General features: G+C 67.8%; 15 protein-coding genes and 1 tRNA gene. 6 read left to right on the top strand and 10 right to left on the bottom strand.

What is annotated here, in order from left to right:
- Positions 1-338: 338 nt before the first annotated feature.
- From ACAG26_RS26490 to ACAG26_RS26480, 3 genes are all read right to left on the bottom strand, one after another.
- Entirely contained in the window at positions 339-983 is a 645-nt protein-coding gene (locus ACAG26_RS26490) for a hypothetical protein (protein WP_370486058.1), read from the bottom strand.
- A 509-nt stretch (positions 984-1492) separates the two neighbouring features.
- Positions 1493-1566 (bottom strand) — tRNA-Ile (locus tag ACAG26_RS26485).
- 145 nt (positions 1567-1711) lie between these two features.
- A complete protein-coding gene (locus ACAG26_RS26480) occupies positions 1712-2599 on the bottom strand; it encodes a sigma-70 family RNA polymerase sigma factor (RefSeq protein WP_370486057.1) in 888 nt (295 codons plus the stop codon).
- A gap of 79 nt (positions 2600-2678) precedes the next feature.
- On the opposite strand from ACAG26_RS26480, the gene ACAG26_RS26475 reads away from it, so the two are divergent.
- The gene (locus ACAG26_RS26475) at positions 2679-3062 is read left to right on the top strand and encodes a DoxX family protein (RefSeq protein WP_370486056.1); all 384 of its coding nucleotides are present in this window, start codon (positions 2679-2681) and stop codon (positions 3060-3062) included.
- Positions 3063-3187: 125 nt separating this feature from the next.
- Here the strand turns inward: ACAG26_RS26475 and ACAG26_RS26470 are convergent, their stop codons facing one another.
- The 3 genes from ACAG26_RS26470 to ACAG26_RS26460 form a co-directional block, all read right to left on the bottom strand.
- Positions 3188-4063 (bottom strand): LLM class F420-dependent oxidoreductase, encoded by an 876-nt coding sequence (locus ACAG26_RS26470; protein ID WP_370486055.1) that lies wholly within the window; start codon positions 4061-4063, stop codon positions 3188-3190.
- A gap of 46 nt (positions 4064-4109) precedes the next feature.
- Complete coding sequence (locus ACAG26_RS26465) at positions 4110-4547, bottom strand: MarR family winged helix-turn-helix transcriptional regulator (RefSeq protein ID WP_370486054.1); 438 nt, start codon at positions 4545-4547, stop codon at positions 4110-4112.
- A gap of 138 nt (positions 4548-4685) precedes the next feature.
- Positions 4686-5324, bottom strand: a complete 639-nt coding sequence (locus ACAG26_RS26460; RefSeq protein WP_370486053.1) for a class I SAM-dependent methyltransferase — start codon at positions 5322-5324, stop codon at positions 4686-4688.
- A gap of 114 nt (positions 5325-5438) precedes the next feature.
- On the opposite strand from ACAG26_RS26460, the gene ACAG26_RS26455 reads away from it, so the two are divergent.
- Positions 5439-6320 (top strand): alpha/beta fold hydrolase, encoded by an 882-nt coding sequence (locus ACAG26_RS26455; RefSeq protein WP_370486052.1) that lies wholly within the window; start codon positions 5439-5441, stop codon positions 6318-6320.
- A gap of 105 nt (positions 6321-6425) precedes the next feature.
- Here the strand turns inward: ACAG26_RS26455 and htpG are convergent, their stop codons facing one another.
- The 3 genes from htpG to ACAG26_RS26440 form a co-directional block, all read right to left on the bottom strand.
- Positions 6426-8366 (bottom strand): molecular chaperone HtpG, encoded by a 1941-nt coding sequence (gene htpG / locus ACAG26_RS26450; RefSeq protein ID WP_370486051.1) that lies wholly within the window; start codon positions 8364-8366, stop codon positions 6426-6428.
- A 90-nt stretch (positions 8367-8456) separates the two neighbouring features.
- Positions 8457-9821, bottom strand: coding sequence for a metallopeptidase TldD-related protein (locus ACAG26_RS26445; RefSeq protein ID WP_370486050.1), 1365 nt, complete (start codon positions 9819-9821; stop codon positions 8457-8459).
- A 52-nt stretch (positions 9822-9873) separates the two neighbouring features.
- Positions 9874-11397 carry a TldD/PmbA family protein gene (locus tag ACAG26_RS26440; RefSeq protein WP_370486049.1) on the bottom strand — a complete coding sequence of 508 codons (1524 nt, stop codon included), beginning with the start codon at positions 11395-11397 and terminating at the stop codon, positions 9874-9876.
- A gap of 33 nt (positions 11398-11430) precedes the next feature.
- Between ACAG26_RS26440 and ACAG26_RS26435 the strand changes: the two genes are divergently transcribed.
- The 4 genes from ACAG26_RS26435 to ACAG26_RS26420 all read left to right on the top strand — a co-directional run bounded on the left by ACAG26_RS26435 (position 11431) and on the right by ACAG26_RS26420 (position 16192).
- Positions 11431-12303, top strand: coding sequence for a carbohydrate ABC transporter permease (locus ACAG26_RS26435; RefSeq protein ID WP_370486048.1), 873 nt, complete (start codon positions 11431-11433; stop codon positions 12301-12303).
- Complete coding sequence (locus ACAG26_RS26430; protein ID WP_370486047.1) at positions 12290-13102, top strand: carbohydrate ABC transporter permease; 813 nt, start codon at positions 12290-12292, stop codon at positions 13100-13102. Before ACAG26_RS26435 ends, ACAG26_RS26430 begins: the two co-directional genes overlap by 14 nt.
- 85 nt (positions 13103-13187) lie before the next feature.
- Positions 13188-14507, top strand: coding sequence for a sugar ABC transporter substrate-binding protein (locus tag ACAG26_RS26425; protein ID WP_370486046.1), 1320 nt, complete (start codon positions 13188-13190; stop codon positions 14505-14507).
- A 161-nt stretch (positions 14508-14668) separates the two neighbouring features.
- Positions 14669-16192, top strand: coding sequence for a SulP family inorganic anion transporter (locus tag ACAG26_RS26420; RefSeq protein ID WP_370486045.1), 1524 nt, complete (start codon positions 14669-14671; stop codon positions 16190-16192).
- Between the two features lie 48 nt (positions 16193-16240).
- On the opposite strand, the gene ACAG26_RS26415 is transcribed toward ACAG26_RS26420, so the two are convergent.
- Positions 16241-17035 (bottom strand): hypothetical protein, encoded by a 795-nt coding sequence (locus tag ACAG26_RS26415; RefSeq protein WP_370486044.1) that lies wholly within the window; start codon positions 17033-17035, stop codon positions 16241-16243.
- Positions 17036-17038 lie beyond the last annotated feature (3 nt).

Below are 17038 nucleotides of genomic sequence, written 5' to 3'. Positions count from 1 at the left end.
GTTGTTGTCGATTCTTCCTGCCCAAACCTCGGGCATCAGAGTCGCACAACACCTGGACCACTACGAAGGGCTCACCTCATCACCCCCGGTCGCGTAAGTGAGCGAGTTAGCTATGCGTAAAGGCGCCATCACGGTTATGAGTAGGCCTGGCGAGGGCGCTTGCCAGCCGGGTCGTCACCCGGCTAGCTTCGACCGTGTATAGAAACCGATCCCGGATCGCGTACCCGGTGCCTCCCTACGGGGCTGCGAAGCCGACCAGCTGCCACTGATCGGCTCCGGAAAGGGCTCAACTCACTCGCGTCCGAGCGATTCGTGGAATTGAGCCCTTCGTCTTATCGTCACTTTTCCTCCTCCGCACCCGGGTCGGATGATGCGGACCTCAAGGCGTCCTGCTCCCGAAGCCGTTGGAGTACAGCCTTGGAGCCGTAGACCTCGGTGTTGTCAACAGTTCGGTGGGCACGTGAGATCAGGTTGTCCCTTACCGCCCGCGTGAGCGCAGTACCGAAAGCGTTGTCCGGCCTGTCCCAGAACCGCTCCAACTCATTGCGGGAAAACTTGTCAAAAAACGCGTCTCTGAGCTCATCTCGGCTCATCCATTTGTCGAGCTCGCCTAGCAGCTCAGCCACCATCAGCGTGGAACTAAGTCGCTTTCCCTCGCCGCCACGCTTTATGTACTTCGAAATCGGCGAGTCCGATGGCACCAGTGGCCTATCGGCAGCGGCGGCCCCGTCCAGCGTTAGGTCAGCCTCAGGCTCCTGCTCCTGCTCCTGCTCCTGCTCCTGCTCCTGCTCCTGCTCCTGCTCCTGCTCGGACTGGGGCTCGGGTCCGTATAGTCGTTCCAAAGATTGAATCGCCTCGCCGAGGCGGTCGTGCCGGGTTTCGAGCACAGCCAGTTGCTGTTCGACGCGCTCCCTTTCCACCCCAACCTCGGCGTACTCACGCCGAAGCTCATCCAGAGCCCGCGTGACGTTCGCTGTGGTCATAGTTGAGAGCATACACGTATTTGCGGACGGAAACGGATTAGGTGGACGTTCGGTGTGTCGGATTTGGGGACGAGGAGGTATTTAAAGATTTTTGTGGGTACGTATGTGGCTCTTGTGAAGATTGTGGCCTATCAGCCAAATAGCGGCACGACGTTCCCAGCGGCATCGACGGGCCGTACGGGTGCAGTCGGCTCTGGTAGCTCTTGAGCGCGCCGCCGTCCTGTTCGGGGATCCAGTCGCCGTAGACGTCAGCATTTCACCACCGCCCTCTGACACGTTTCGTCACTGTGCCGAAGTTGAGCGGGGCGACGGGCCGCTGTCGGCTGACAGGTCTTAAGGACCAGTCCCTCTCCCGTCACCGCGTCGGTACCGCCTATCACTGACGCTGGGCGTGTCTCGACTTAGCTAACCGGGGCTACGCCGCCCACCCGCGTACGCGCCGCGTACGTGAACAGCTCTACATAGCCGACCTAACCAGCATAACTAGGCTCTGACCAGGGAATTCACGGTGGGGCGGGCGGGGCTCGAACCCGCGACCAACGGATTATGAGTCCGCGGCTCTAACCGACTGAGCTACCGCCCCATGCGTCAACTAGCTGCCGATATCCGCTCCGCTTGTGAGCGGGAAGCGCTTCCAACAAGCCACTGCACGACCACGACATTAGCGCCCGTGCTGATCGCCAACGACACGGTGGTGCGCGGTAGCCCCCTGCGATACAACGCGGCAGCTAGTCAGCACCGTCCAGCGTGTCGGGCACTTCGGGGAGGTCGATGCCGGCCAGCCGGACCGGGTCGTTGATCGACACGATTCCCGCCAGACGACCGTTCTGGACCGTGCAGGCCATTAGGCTGAGCGGGCGCCCCGACGGCCCGCAGCCGAGGATGCCGGGCTGGCCGTTGACCAGGACGCGACGGGTCCGGATGCGTGCACCTTGGCCGCGGCGGACCGCGTCGATGATCGCGTCGGGTCCGGTCGTGACGGTCACCCCGCGAACGGTGTGCTGGCGCCAGATGACGTCGGGATCGAGCACGCGGAGAAGGGCGTCGAAGTCGCCGCCCTGGGCGGCCGCCAGGAAGGCATCGACGACCTCACGCTGCTCCCGGCGATTTCCCGCCGGCCGGGGCACGTCCTGGACTTTGCGGCGCGCCCGGCTGGCCAGCATCTTGGCGGCATCGCTCGATTTGCCCAGGATCTCCCCGATCTCGGCGAACGGGACCGCGAACATGTCGTGCAGCACGAACGCGAGCCGTTCCTCCGGGCGCAGCGACCCCAACACGACCAGCAGCGCCAGCCCCACCGAATCCGCCAGCACCGCAGCATCTTCCGGAATGTCGCGGTCATCGGTCACGACGAGTTCGGGAAGCTCTTGATCGAACGAGACCTCGGGCCGCGCGGCGCGCGAGCGCAGGGTGTCGATGCAGATGCGGCCGATCACCGTCGTCAGCCACCCGGCCAGGTTGTCGATCGCGTCCGCGTCCTGGCGGGACAGCCGCAGCCACGCCTCCTGGACGGCATCTTCGGCGTCCGACCGCGAGCCCAGCACTCGATGCGCCAACGCCAGCAGGCGCTGGCGTTGCTGCTCGAAAGCCTCCGCCAGCTGCGTCTCGGTCGTCATCGGTTACCTCTCGTGGTGTCGGTGCGTCATAGGTAATGACGAACCCCACCCGACCGAGGTAACCACGAAGGAGTACGCCATGAACACCGCTCTGTGGATCATCGCCGGCGTCGCCGCTGCCGGGTACGTCGTCGGCGGCGCCACCCTGGTGCTGATGTCCAAGGAGAAATACCGGGCATTGGGCGCCAACCAGCACTGGGTCGACGACTTCAGCAGTGGCCATCTCAAGGCCATCGGCACGATCAAGCTGATCGGCGCGGTCGGTCTCATCCTCCCGGCGGCCGTCGGGGTGGCACCACTGCTGGTGCCGATCGCCGCCTGCGGCCTGATGCTGTTCATGGCCGGCGCCGCCACCACGAGGTTCCGCCGCAGCGAGTGGGGGTATATGGCCGGCGATGTCGTGTTTATCGCCGTGTTCGCGCTCCTCGCCTGGGGCGGATTCGCCCTGCAGCCGTTCGCCTGAGCACGTGGCGATTCGCCGTCTGAACCGGCCGCAGCCCACACGGACACGAGCGGACATCGGGTTCCTAGTGGTAGTGGTTGGCGCGCGTCGGTGCCAGCCGGCAGGGCGTCGGCAATGCAGTGGCCTCAGCCCAACGAGGCCAGTCTGGGGATGACCTCCTCGCCCACCCTGGTGACGAACCCAACGGGATCCGGGTTGCCCGGAAGGACTGGGATATTGATCAGTTCGATGCCGGCCTTGGCGAAGGCTTCCATGGCCTGCCAGAAGGCGCTCGGATCGCCGAACGGGTCGAACTGCGGACCGATCATCAACGTTTTGCGAATCTGGCCGGGGTCACGACCAACCGTGTCGCAGTGCCGGTGCAACACGTCGATTTTGTGTTCGGCTTCCTCGGGGGTAGCGGCATTGCTGTTCCAGATGTCGGCGTATTGGGCGACCATGCGTAGCGTTTTCTTCTCGCCGTCACCACCGATCAGGATCGGTGGACGCCGGATTGGTTGGGGTTGGCAGATGGTTTCGGCCAGCTGGTAGTGCTGACCGTGGTAGGGGCCGTCGTTGTCGCTCCACATCTGCAGGCAGATCTGCAGCGTCTCTTCGACCATTTCGAATCGTTGCCGAAGTGGCGGATACGGGACGCCCAAGGCTAGGTGTTCGCGCTCGTACCACGCTGCGCCGATGCTGAGGATGGTGCGGCCCTGCGAGAGGACGTCGAGCGTGCTGACAATCTTGGCGAGGAGTCCGGGATAGCGGTAGGTCACGCCGGTCACCATCAGGGCCAGCGTGATGGTGTCGGTTTGCCCGGCAAGGAAACCCAGCGAGGTGTAGGCCTCCAGGAACGGATCGTGCGCGTGTCCTACGAGTTCCATCTGAAAGAAGTGGTCGGCCAGGCTGAACATGGATGCGCCGGATTGCTCGGCGACCTTGGCCGATGCCGCCAACGTCGGCCCCAGCTCTTCGGGAGCGCCCGGCAGGAAGTCAATGAAATGTATGCCCAGTTCCATGATTTCGTTGTCCTTTCTGGTGGTTGCCCGTGAGACATCACTCCCATCAGATGTGGTCACCCAGGCGTTCGATCAGCGGCGCAGCCGCAGCAAGGGTCCGCAGCTCGGCCGCAGTGAATTCCTCGGCCAAGACCTTGGCGAAGCGCTGGGCGCGCGCGGCACGGGCGTGTCGGACGTAATCGACGCCTGACGGGGTCAACGACATCACCTGTCGGCGGCCGTCGTCCGGATCGTCCTCGCGCCGCACCAAACCGCGTGACTCCAACGCGGCCAACGTCACTCGCACGGCCTGCGGGCTGATCTGTTCAATGCGTGCCAAATCCGCTGCCGTCGCTGGGCCACCACGATCCAACCGTGCCAACGCTGCCCTTTCCGGCAGGGTCACCTCGTCGGCGGCCTGCAACCTCTTGGTCCGGCGCAGCACCAGCGCGACGCCCTGGTACAGCGCCGCTGCCAACGCATCGATGTCCGGTTCCTCCGCCATGATCGACAACCTACATTGCGCAACTTTAGTTGACAATCATGGGCAGGTGTTCAAGGTGCGCGGTCCGCGACGGACCGGCGACGTCCGCGGACTACCAACGGCAGCATCCCTGGCGAAGTCCGAGCGTGGGCGCCGCTCTCAGGAGCGCTCCCAGCGGGCCTGGGCGGCGACGAACCAGGTCCCGTCGAACAGCACCTGACCGCCCAGTTCGTCGGCCAGCTGCGGACCGGTGAGGTAGCGCTTGTAAACGCGGTGCCGCGAACCATCGTTGAGGATCCGCTCTTGCCATTGCTCAGGTTCGATGCCGGGGCGCAGCGCCGAATCGATGACGATCAACTCGTCCGCCAGCCGCCGCGCCTCGGCAAGGAAGGCTTCACGTTCGTCGTCGGGCAAATGTCCGTAGAAGTGCCCGGTCAAGATCCGGTCGAAGGCGTGGTCGGCAAACGGCAGTGCCAGCGCATCGGCCACGATCGCCACGCCCTGCGGTAGCCGTCGTTGGGTCAGCGCCACCATGGCGGGGCTTTGATCCGCTCCCACCACCACGCCACGCAGGTGGCGGGTCAAAAAGCCGCTGCCGCAGGCGACGTCCAACGTCCGCGCGGCCGGCAGCTGACCCACCAAACGCACGACCTGGCCGACCTCGGCGCCCCACCCGGGTCGCTCCCGGTCGCGGTACAGCCCTTGCCCCAGGTACCACTCGTCGTATTCGGCGGCGCGCTGGTGGTAGTAGGCCGCCGTGGCGGGATCTCGGGCGAAAGCCGGGGGCGATAACGACATGCCCCCAGTGTTCATCGACGCGGCCAGCGACTGCCACCCATTTACGCGCGCTGATCCTGGGAACGGTGTGGACCGCGGCTCGTCGGCGCGCACCCGGCGACATAGCATCCGAAGATGACTAGCGACGCCACCGCCGCCGAAACGTTCCTGACCCACCGGCCCGACGGCGTGCGGATCGTCGCCGATCGCCGCGGCGACCCGCGGGCCCGCGCCGTGGTGTTCCTGCACGGCGGCGGGCAGACCCGCCGCTCCTGGGGCCGGGTGGCGGCCGCGGTGGCCGAGCGGGGCTGGCAGGCGGTGACCGTCGATTTCCGCGGCCACGGCGAATCGGACTGGTCGGGTGACGGCGACTACCGGGTGGTCAGCTTCGCCGCCGACGTCGAAGCCGTGTTGCACCAACTGCCCCCGCACCCGGTGCTGGTGGGCGCCTCGTTGGGCGGGGTCACCAGCATGCTGCTGGCCGGCGAACTCGCGCCCGGCATCGCCAGCGCGGTGGTGCTGGTGGACATCGTGCCGGAGATGAATCCGTCCGGGGCGGACCGGATCCACACCTTCATGGCCGAGCGGATGGAGTCCGGATTCGAGTCGCTGGACGAGGTCGCCGACGCGATTGCCGAATACAACCCGCACCGGCCGCGGCCCTCGGACCTGGCCGGTCTGACCACCAATTTGCGGCGCCGCGGTGACCGCTGGTTTTGGCATTGGGATCCGCAGTTCATCAGCGGCAGCGCGTCGCTGCCCCCGATCGAGGTCACCGAGGTCGACCGGTTGTACGCGGCCGTCGAGGCGATCCTGCGCAGCGAGGTGCCGATGCTGCTGGTGCGCGGCCAGCTCAGCGACCTGGTCAGCGAAGACCGCGCCGAGGCCTTCCTGGCCCGCTACCCGCAGATCGAATTCGTCGACGTGCGCGGCGCCGGGCACATGGTCGCCGGCGACCGCAACGACATCTTCGCCGACGCGGTGCTGGGTTTCCTGGCCCGCCACGGCGGCACCTGAGCGCGCCGAGATCGACGTTACGGTGCCGCCCACTCGGACTTTGGCACGCCAACGTCGATCTCGACGCCGTGGCTGCGCGGTGGCTAAGTCGTGGCGACGCCGTGACTACACGGTGCGGGCCAGCCGGTGCGCCAACAGTTCGGCGAACCGGGCCGGATCCTCCAGTGCCCCGCCTTCGGCGAGCAGCGCTGTGCCGTAGAGCAATTCGGCGGTCTCGGCCACCTCAGCACGCGCTGCGTCGTCTCCCGCATTCTTCTGGGCGTCGCGCAGACCGGTGACCAGCGGATGGTTCGGGTTGAGTTCCAGGATCCGCTTGCCCAGCGGGACTTCCTGCCCGGACGCCTGGTACATCCGCGCCAGCGCCGGGGTGATCCCGAATGCGTCGGTGATCAGGCAGGCCGGTGAGTCGGTGAGCCGGCTGGACAGCCGCACCTCCTTGACGTGGTCGTCCAGCGTCTCCTGCAACCAGGCCAGCAGGTCGGCGAAGTCCTTTTCCTGTTCCTGGCGTTCGGCCTCGTGGGCGGCTTTTTCCTCCTCGGAGTCCAGGTCCACCTCGCCCTTGGCCACCGACTGCAGCGGTTTGCCGTCGAAGTCGGTGACGGTGCCCACCCACACCTCGTCGACCGGGTCGGTGAGCAGCAGCACCTCGTAGCCCTTGGCCTTGAACGCCTCCAGGTGCGGGGACTTCAGCAGCTGCTCCCGGGTCTCGCCGGTGGCGTAGAAGATCTGCTCCTGGCCGTCCTTCATCCGCTCGACGTAGTCGGCCAGCGTGGTGGACTCCTCGTCACTCTGCGTCGAGGCGAACGAGGAGATCCGCAGCAGCGTGTCCTGGTTGTCGAAGTCGCTCATCAGGCCCTCTTTGAGGACCCGGCCGAACTGGGTCCAGAAGGTGCGGTAATCCTCGGGCCGCTCGGACTGCAGGTCCTTGATCGTGGACAGCACCTTTTTGGTCAGCCGACGCCGGATCGCCTTGATCTGCCGGTCCTGCTGCAGGATTTCCCGGGAGACGTTGAGCGACATGTCTTGTGCGTCGACGACACCCTTGACGAACCGCAGGTATTCGGGCATCAGCTGGTCGCAGTCGCTCATGATGAAGACCCGTTTGACGTACAGCTGCACCCCGACCTTGGCGTCCCGGGTGAACAGGTCGAACGGGGCGTGCGACGGGAGGAACAGCAGGGCCTGGTATTCGAAGGTGCCCTCGGCGCGCATCGCGATCACCTCGAGCGGGTCGTCCCAGGCGTGCGCGACGTGCTTGTAGAACTCCTTGTACTCCTCCTCGGAGACCTCGTCTTTGGGCCGGGCCCACAGCGCCTTCATCGAGTTGAGGGTCTCGGTTTCTTGCGTGACGGTCTCCTCGCCGCCCTCTTCAGCAGCCGGGGTGCGGCGCTCCACTTCCATCCGGATCGGCCAGGAAATGAAGTCGGAGTACTTCTTGACCAGGTTGCGGATGGTCCACTCCGCGGTGTAGTCGTGCAGCCCGTCCTCGGCGTCCTCCGGTTTGAGGTGCAGGGTCACCGAGGTGCCCTGCGGGGCGTCGTCGACCGTTTCGATGGTGTAGGTGCCCTCACCGGAGGATTCCCACCGGGTGGCCGCGCTCTCGCCGGCCTTGCGGGTGAGCAACTCGACCTTGTCGGCGACCATGAAGCTGGAGTAGAAGCCGATCCCGAACTGGCCGATCAGCTCCTCGGAGGTGTCGGCGTTTTTGGCCTCCCGAAGCTGCTGGCGCAGTTCGGCGGTCCCGGACTTGGCCAGGGTGCCGATCAGGTCCACCACCTCGGCGCGGGTCATGCCGATGCCGTTGTCGCGGACGGTCAGGGTGCGCGGCTCGCTGCCCACCTCGATCTCGACGTGCAGATCGGAGGTGTCGACGTCGAGGTCCTTGTTCTTGAACGCTTCCAGCCGCAGCTTGTCCAGCGCATCGGAGGCGTTCGAGATCAGCTCCCGCAGAAACGAATCCTTGTTGGAGTACACCGAGTGGACCATCAAATCCAGCAGCTGGCGCGCCTCGGCCTGAAACTCCAGTTGCTCGACACGTGCATTCATGACAGTCAAATTTACCGAGCCGCTCCGGCCCCCGATCCGGGGGCTACCGGCCCCGGCGCACGCACCCTCGCGCGGATGGCCCGCGGAGGGCTACTGCGCTTGACTCACCGACGACATGTGAAAGTCCGGGATCCGCAGCGCCGGCATCGCCGCCCGGGTGGCCCAGTCGCCCCATTCCCGCGGCAGCGTCGGCTCGGCCCGCCCGGCCTGGGTGGCGCGGCGCAGCAGATCCAGCGGGCTCTCGTTGAACCGGAAGTTGTTCACCGCCGCGCGCACCTGCCCGTCTTCGACCAGGTAGACCCCGTCGCGGGTGAGCCCGGTGAGCAGCAGCGTGGTGGGGTCCACCTCGCGGATGTACCACAGCGTGGTCAGCAGCAGCCCGCGCTCGGTGGCGGCGATCATGCCGTCGAGGCTGTCGGATCCGCCGGTCATCAGCAGGTTGTCGGCGGCCACCGCGACCGGGGCCTCGAATTCGGCGGCGGTGGCCCGCGGGTAAACCAGTGCGTTGATCACCCCGTCGCGCACCCAGTCCACCCGGTCGATGTCCATCCCGTTGTCGAACACCGACACCGTCTCCGAGGAACTGGTGGCCGTCACGAACGGCGCGCACTGCAGGCCGGTGGCCGACGGGTCGGAGTACAGGGTCAACGGCAGGTCGGTCAGCCGCTCCCCCACCCGGGTGCCGCCGCCGGGGGCGGCCAGCGCGGTGCGGCCCTCCTGCGCGCCGCGGCCGCTCATCGTCCAGCCCAGGTAGATCATCATGTCGGCCACCGTGGACGGCGGCATCAGCGTCTCGTAGCGCCCGGCGGGCAGCTCCACGGTCCGCTGCGCCCAGCCCAGCCGGGTGGACAGTTGCTCCAGCAGCAGATCCGTTGGCACGTCGACGAAGTCGGCGGTCGCCACCCCCGCCCAGGCGCTGGCGTCGCCGCGTTTGGCGTTGATCTCCACCGATCCGGTGGGCTGGGTGTAGCGGCGCCGCAGCCCGGTCGAGGACGCCACGAACGTCGTCTCCAGCTCGTGCCGGGCGAACCCGTACAGCCGGTCGGAGCCGCCGAAGCCGCGGCTCAGCGCGCCGGCCACCCCGGCGAACGCCTCGGCGCCGGTGCCCGGCACCGCCGCGTCCCAGTCGTCGGGCACCCCGGTGCCGGTCAGCAGCGGTGCGGCATCCCGGGCCTCCGGCGCCGAGCGGGCTGCCTGCGCCGACGCGGCCACCAGCTCCGGGATCAGGCTCGGGTCGACCTCGGTGGAGCGCACCGCGCCGACCCGGGCGCCGTCGGCGTCGCGCATCACCGAGATCACCGTGGTGGCCCGGCTGGTCGACACCCCGTTGGTGGTCATCGAGTTGCCGGCCCAGCGCAGCGACGCCTCGGCCCGGTCGGTGACCAGCACCAGGGTCTCGTCGGCGCGCGCGGGGGCGCCCAACGCGATGTCGACGACCTGCTGTGCGGGAATCATCGGCGCCGCTCCTCCCCATCGCTGCGCTCTACATCGTCGTCGGCGCGGATCATCAACGGCCTCCCTCGCTGCGGGTGTTGAGCACGTTGACGCCGCGGAACAGCGCCGACGGGCAGCCGTGGCTGACCGCGGCCACCTGACCCGGCTGGGCCTTACCGCAGTTGAACGCCCCACCGAGTCGCCAGGTGGACGGCCCGCCGACGGCTTCCATGGAATTCCAGAAGTCGGTGGTGGTGGCCTGGTAGGCGACGTCGCGCAGCTGACCGTCCAGGCGGCCGCCGCGGATACGGTAGAACCGCTGCCCGGTGAACTGAAAGTTGTAGCGCTGCATATCGATTGACCAGGATTTGTCGCCGACGATGTAGATGCCGTCCTCGACACGGCCGATCAAATCGGCGGTGCTGATGTCCTCGGGGCCCGGTTGCAGCGACACGTTGGCCATCCGCTGGATCGGCACATGATGCGGCGAGTCGGCGTACGAGCAACCGTTGGAGCGAGGACGGCCCGGTCCGCGACCGATCCTGAGTGCGAACACCCGGTCCAACTGGTAGCCGACAAACACCCCGTCGCGCACCAGATCCCAGCTTTGCGCGGCCACTCCCTCGTCGTCGTAGCCGATGCTGGCCAGCCCGTAGGGCACGGTGCGGTCGGCGGTCACGGTCATCACCGGCGAGCCGTAGCGCAGCGTGCCGAGCTTGTCCGGCGTGGCGAACGACGTGCCGGCGTAGGCGGCCTCATACCCGATGGCACGGTCGTATTCGGTGGCGTGGCCGATGGATTCGTGGATGGTCAGCCACAGGTTGGTGGGGTCGATCACCAGATCGGTGGGTCCCGGCGTCACGCTGGGCGCGGCGACCTTGTCGGCCAGCAGCGACGGCAGCTGGGCCAGCTCACTCGACCAATCCCAGATGTCGTCGCCGGCCAGCACCTCCCAGCCGCGGGCGGTGGGCGGGGCCAGGGTACGCATCGAGTCAAAACCGTCGGCGCTGACGGTCACCGCGTCGAACGTCGGCATCAGCCGCACCCGCTGCTGGGTGATCGACGACCCGAAGGTGTCGGCGTAGAAGGTCTGCTCTTTGACCGCGATCAGCGCCGCCGACACGTGATCGACCCCGTCGGCGCGCAGCAGCCGACCGGAGTAGTCCTCCAGCACCGCGATCTTGTCGGCGCCGGGCACGTCGAACGGGTCGATCGCGTACTGCGACACCCAGGTGGCGTCCCGGTACACCGGTTCGGGCGCCAGCTCGATGCGCTCGGTGTTCAGCGCGGCCAGCGTGGTGGCGACCTGCACGGCGCGGCGCGCGGTGTCGGCGGCCACGTCCGGCGACAGCTCGGCGTGCGAGGCGAAGCCCCAGGTGCCGTCGACGATGACCCGCACCGCCAGGCCGAGTTCGCGGGTCAGCACCGCGGTTTCCAGTTCGCCGTCGCGCAGTTGGATCACCTCGGTGGCGAGGCGGTGAATGCGCAGGTCGGCGTGGCTGGCCCCGGCGGCGGTGGCCGCCGCCAGCGCGGCGTCGGCCAGCGCGCGGCGCGGCAGGGCCAAAAAGTCGGCGTCGATGCCCCGGTCCGGTGTCACCGCTCTACCGTAACGAGGCGCTTTAATACCTGCATGGCCCGCTCGTCCTCCCGGTCGGCTGCGCTGGGGTATGCGCTGCTGGCACCCAGCCTGGTCGGGGTGGTCGCGTTCCTGCTGCTGCCGATCCTGGTGGTGCTGTGGCTGAGCCTGCACCGGTGGGACCTGCTGGGCCCGATCAGCTATGTGGGGGCCGACAATTGGCGGTCGGTGCTGACCGACGCGACGTTCGGCAACTCGCTGCTGGTGACGGTGGCGTTCGTGGCGATCGTGGTGCCCGTGCAAACCGTGCTCGGGTTGGCGGTCGCGGCGCTGCTGGCCCGCGAGCTGCCCGGCACCGGGGTGTTCCGCACCCTGTACGTGCTGCCGTGGATCTGCGCGCCGCTGGCCATCGCGGTGTTGTGGCGCTGGATCCTGGCGCCCACCGACGGCGCTGTCAGCACGGTGTTGGGGCATCGCATCGAATGGTTGTCCGATCCGGGGCTGGCGCTGCCGGTGGTGTCGGCGGTGGTGGTGTGGACCAACGTCGGCTATGTGGCGTTGTTCTTCCTGGCCGGGATCCTGGCGATCCCGGCGGAGATCCACGCCGCCGCCCGCACCGACGGCGCGAGCGGCTGGCAGCGGTTTTGGCGGATCACCCTGCCGATGCTGCGCCCGACGACGTTTTTCGTCCTGGTCACCGGGGTGGTCAGCGCGGCGCAGGTGTTCGACACCGTCTACGCGTTGACCGGCGGCGGCCCGGCGGGGCGCACCGACCTGGTGGCGCACCGCATCTACGTGGAGGCGTTCGGCGCGGCGGCGATCGGCCGGGCCGCGGTGATGGCGGTGGTGCTGTTCGTGTTGCTGGTCGGCATCACCGTCGTGCAGCACTTGTATTTCCGGCGACGGATCAGCTATGACCTCACGTAACGCGTTGATCTACGCCGGGCTGGCGGTGGGCGCGCTGATCACGTTGGCGCCGTTCGGGCTTGGCCTGGTGACGTCGTTCACCTCCGCGCACCAGTTCGCCACCGGGACCCCGCTGGCGTGGCCGCGGCCCCCGGTGCTGACCAACTACACCGATCTGGCCGGCGCCGGCTTCGGCCGCGCGCTGGCGGTCACCGCGCTGATGACCGCGATGATTCTTGTTGGCCAGCTGAGCTTTTCGGTGCTGGCCGGCTACGCGTTCGCCCGGCTGCGGTTTCCGGGCCGCGACGCGCTGTTTTGGGTGTACATCGCGACGCTGATGGTGCCGGCCACCGTCACCGTGGTGCCGCTGTACCTGATGATGGCGCAGCTGGGGCTGCGCAACACCTTCTGGGCGCTGGTGTTGCCGTTCGTGTTCGGCTCGCCATACGCGATTTTCCTGCTGCGCGAGCATTTCCGCGCGATTCCGGCCGACCTGGTCAACGCCGCCCGGCTGGACGGCGCCAACACCCTGGATGTGATCGTGCATGTGGTGGTGCCGGCCAGCCGGTCGATCCTGGTGACCCTGTCGCTGATCACGGTGGTGTCGCAGTGGAACAACTTCATGTGGCCGCTGGTCATCACCAGCGGGTCCAAGTGGCGGGTGCTGACGGTGGCGACCGCCGGCCTGCAGTCGCAGTACAACGCGCAGTGGACGCTGGTGATGGCGGCGACGACGGTCGCCGTCGTTCCGCTGATCGTGCTGTTCGTGGTGTTCCAACGCCAAATCGTGCGCTCGATCGTCGTCACGGGGCTCAAATGAGTCGGCTTGCTCTTGAGATTGCGGTGCGGGCTGCGGATTTCGGGAATCCACGACCCTGGCCGCAATCTCACCGCAGGGGTGTGGCGTGACCCGCCCACGATTCTCCACGCTGGCCGCCGCGGCGGTGGCCGTGGTCGCGGTGCTACTGGTCGCGACGGCGCTACTCCTCGACCACGCCGCGCAGCCGCGCGGGGGCCGCACCGTGGTGAGCGTGCGGCTGTGGGATGAGCAGGTGGCCGCGGCCTACCGGGAGTCGTTCGCGGCGTTCACCCGCAGCCATCCCGACATCGACGTGCACGTCAACGTGGTGTCCTACGCCACCTACTTCGATACGCTGCGCACCGACGTGGCCGGCGGCGGCGCCGACGACATCTTCTGGCTGTCCAACGCCTATCTGGCCGGCTACGCCGACACCGGCCGGCTGATGAACATCCACGCCGCCCCCGGCTGGGAGCCGTCGGTGGTCGAACAGTTCACCCGCGACGGGGTGCTGTGGGGGGTGCCGCAGCTGACCGACGCCGGGATCGCGGTGTACTACAACGCGGATCTGCTGGCCGCCGCCGGCGTCGACCCCGCCCGGCTGGGCGGGCTGCGGTGGGATCCGGGCGGCGCCGATACGCTGCGGCCGCTGCTGGCCCGGCTCACCGTCGACGCCGACGGCCGCGCCGCCGACGCGCCAGGCTTCGACCCGCGCCGGGTGCGGCAATGGGGGTATAACGCCGCCAACGATCCGCAGGGCATCTACTTGAACTATCTCGGCTCCGCCGGCGGGGTGTTCCAGCGCGGTGACGCGTTCGCGTTCGACAATCCGGCGGCGGTCGACGCGTTCGGCTACCTGGTGCGGTTGATCAACGACGACCATGTCGCGCCGCCGGCCTCGGCCACCAACGACAACAGCGACTTCTCCCGCAACCAGTTTTTGGCCGGCAAAATGGCGTTGTTCCAGTCCGGCACCTACAACCTGGCGATGATCGCCGAGCAGGCCGGATTCCGCTGGGGGCTGGCGACGCTGCCCGCCGGGCCGAAGGGACGGGTCAGCGTCACCAACGGGATTGCGGCAGCGGGGAATTCAGCGACCACGCATCCGGATGCGGTGCGCCAGGTGCTGGCCTGGATGGGCAGCGCCCAGGGCAACGCCTACCTGGGGCGGCGCGGTGCGGCGATTCCGGCGGTGCTGGCCGCGCAGCGCGTCTACTTCGAGCACTGGTCGGCGCGGGGCGTCGACGTCACCCCGTTCTTCGCGGTGCTGCGCGGGCTGCGGATGCCGGCCCCCGGCGGGGCCGGTTTCGCCGCCGGATTTCAGGCGCTCAAACCGTACTTCGACGAGATGTTTCTGGGCCGCGCCGACGTCGCCGCCACGCTAAGCCACGCCCAGCGCGCCGCCAACGCGGCCGCGCGCCGGTAGTACCAATGGTGAGCTGAGCCACGAAAGATGCACTTCACGCGCGGGTGAAGTAGCGTTCGGCGGCGGGCAGCCACGCCTGTCTCCCGTGTCGCCCCCGATCGGAGCGTTGCGCCACCGGGCTGCTGCGCATCCACCCTGCCAACCACCTGAACGGAGTGATTGTGTCGTCTGCTGCCGCGCCGTCGGCCGCCACCGTGCGCGAAGCCGGTGACCCCAGCACCTCGGTGCTAGCCGCGCTGCGCTCCCCGTCGCGGCTGAAGACCGAAGTGCTGTCCGCGCTGGTGGTGGCGTTGGCGCTGATCCCGGAGGCCATCTCGTTTTCGATCATCGCCGGCGTGGATCCGCGGGTCGGGCTGTTCGCGTCGTTCACCATGGCGGCCACCATCGCCGTCGTCGGCGGGCGGCCGGCGATGATCTCGGCGGCCACCGGCGCGGTCGCGCTGGTGACCGCCCCGCTGGTGCGGGCGCACGGCATGGACTATCTGATCGCCGCGGTGATCCTGGCCGGCGCGACGCAGATCCTGCTGAGCCTGCTGGGCGTGGCCCGGCTGATGCGGTTTGTCCCGCGCAGCGTGATGGTCGGCTTCGTCAACGCCCTGGCCATCTTGATCTTCACCTCCCAGTTGCCGCACCTGTTGGGGGTGCCGTGGTTGGTGTATCCGTTTGTCGCGGCCGGGATCGCGATGATGGTGATGCTGCCGAAGATCACCACCGCGATACCGGCGCCGCTGATCGCGATCGTGGTGTTGACTGTCGCGGCGGTGGCGTTCTCGGTGCACATCCCCACCGTCGGCGATGAGGGTCAACTGCCGAAAAGCCTGCCGTCGCTGTTTATTCCGCATATTCCGCTCACCGCGCAGACCCTGTCGATCATCGCCCCGTACGCGCTGGCGATGGCCCTGGTGGGCCTGTTGGAGTCGCTGATGACGGCCAAGCTCGTCGACGACATCACCGACACTCACAGCGATAAGACCCGCGAAAGCTGGGGGCAGGGGGTGGCCAACATCGTCACCGGGTTCTTCGGTGGCATGGGCGGCTGCGCGATGATCGGCCAGACCATGATCAACGTCAAGGTGAACGGGGCCCGCACCCGGATCTCCACCTTTTTGGCCGGGCTGTTTCTGCTGGGTCTGGTCGTCGGGCTCGGCGACGTGGTGGCCGCCATCCCGATGGCCGCGCTGGTGGCGGTGATGATCATGGTCTCGGTCGGGACCCTGGATTGGCACAGCGTCGCCCCGGCGACCCTGCGCCGGATGCCGCGCAGCGAAACGACGGTGATGGTGGCCACCGTCGCGATGACCGTGGCCACCCACAACCTGGCCTACGGCGTGATCGTCGGCTCGATGACCGCCACCGTGCTGTTCGCCCGCCGCGTCGCGCATTTCATGACCGTGGAGAAAGCCGTCGACGAGGCGGGCGGCCGCGTCGTCTACCGCGTCACCGGGGAGCTGTTCTTCGCGTCCAGCAACGATCTGGTGTACCAATTCGACTACTTCGGCGACCCGTCGCAGGTGGTGATCGACCTGTCCGAGTCCCACATTTGGGACGCCTCCACCGTGGCCGCCCTCGACGCCATCACCACCAAATATGACGCCAAGGGCAAGACCGTCGAGATCATCGGGCTCAACCGGGATTCGGCGCATCGCCACGAAAGCCTGTCCGGGCAACTCGGCGCCGAGCACTGACTCGCGGGGCTCCGCGAAAGTGCGCTGACGCAGGACAAGGTCGGGTGGCTACCTGCGTGGGCGCACTTTCGCGGGGTACCGGGGCGTGCCCCGCCATCCCCGGGACTTCAGGGCGCCATAGACCCGGTCGATGACGTCGTCCTCGCGGTCCTCGGCGATCACCTTGATGTTGATCCAGCCCAGCCGCGGCAGCGTATGTTGCCGCCAGTGGTCGCGGACGTATTCGCGGCGCAGGGTGCGGTGCTGATCACCGTCGTACTCGGCGGCCACTTTGAACTCTTCCCAACCCATATCGAGCATGGCGACCAACCGCCAGCCCTGCTGCACCGGGATCTGGGTGGTGGGGATCGGGAATCCGGCGTCGATCAGCAGCAGCCGCAGCTTGGCCAGCATCGCCACGTCTTCGACCGAGAACGGGGTCGCGTGCATCAGCGCGTCGAGGCGGGCCAGCGCCGGTCCCCGCGGCAGCCGACGGGCCAGGTCGAAGGCGGTCCGGGCCGGCGTGGTCACCGGAAGTTTGCAGGCCCAGCTGAGCTCGTCATCGGCCACCGCGTCTTTGCACACGGTGATGCCGGGCGGGGGGCGGCCGTTGTGCCAGATCAACTCGATCGCGGTGTCGGCGTCGACCCAGCGCGCCCCGTGCAACGCGGAGGCGGCCACCCCGGCCACGACCCCGCGCCGCCGCGACCACAGCCACGCGCCGACCGTCCGATCCCGCAGCGAGGCCTGCTGCCCGTTCGGCGCGTAGACGTCGGGATAGAGCCGGTGATACCACCGCGACAGTTCATGGCGGGTGACCGCACCGCTGGCCAGGGCTTCACTGCCGATGACGAGATTCATCATGCT

Source organism: Mycobacterium sp. pUA109, assembly GCF_041287095.1.
Taxonomy (GTDB): Bacteria; Actinomycetota; Actinomycetes; order Mycobacteriales; family Mycobacteriaceae; genus Mycobacterium.
Note: the sequence above shows the minus strand (reverse complement) of the source record. Positions and strands in the feature narration are given on the sequence as shown.

Coding starts and splice junctions, on each gene's coding strand:
- ACAG26_RS26460 (WP_370486053.1), bottom strand. CDS start 5,324: ATGTCGTTATCGCCCCCGGCTTTCGCCCGAGATCCCGCCACGGCGGCC.
- ACAG26_RS26475 (WP_370486056.1), top strand. CDS start 2,679: ATGAACACCGCTCTGTGGATCATCGCCGGCGTCGCCGCTGCCGGGTAC.
- ACAG26_RS26455 (WP_370486052.1), top strand. CDS start 5,439: ATGACTAGCGACGCCACCGCCGCCGAAACGTTCCTGACCCACCGGCCC.
- ACAG26_RS26415 (WP_370486044.1), bottom strand. CDS start 17,035: ATGATGAATCTCGTCATCGGCAGTGAAGCCCTGGCCAGCGGTGCGGTC.
- ACAG26_RS26435 (WP_370486048.1), top strand. CDS start 11,431: ATGGCCCGCTCGTCCTCCCGGTCGGCTGCGCTGGGGTATGCGCTGCTG.
- ACAG26_RS26480 (WP_370486057.1), bottom strand. CDS start 2,599: ATGACGACCGAGACGCAGCTGGCGGAGGCTTTCGAGCAGCAACGCCAG.
- ACAG26_RS26465 (WP_370486054.1), bottom strand. CDS start 4,547: ATGGCGGAGGAACCGGACATCGATGCGTTGGCAGCGGCGCTGTACCAG.
- ACAG26_RS26430 (WP_370486047.1), top strand. CDS start 12,290: ATGACCTCACGTAACGCGTTGATCTACGCCGGGCTGGCGGTGGGCGCG.
- htpG (WP_370486051.1), bottom strand. CDS start 8,366: ATGAATGCACGTGTCGAGCAACTGGAGTTTCAGGCCGAGGCGCGCCAG.
- ACAG26_RS26490 (WP_370486058.1), bottom strand. CDS start 983: ATGACCACAGCGAACGTCACGCGGGCTCTGGATGAGCTTCGGCGTGAG.
- ACAG26_RS26470 (WP_370486055.1), bottom strand. CDS start 4,063: ATGGAACTGGGCATACATTTCATTGACTTCCTGCCGGGCGCTCCCGAA.
- ACAG26_RS26445 (WP_370486050.1), bottom strand. CDS start 9,821: ATGATTCCCGCACAGCAGGTCGTCGACATCGCGTTGGGCGCCCCCGCG.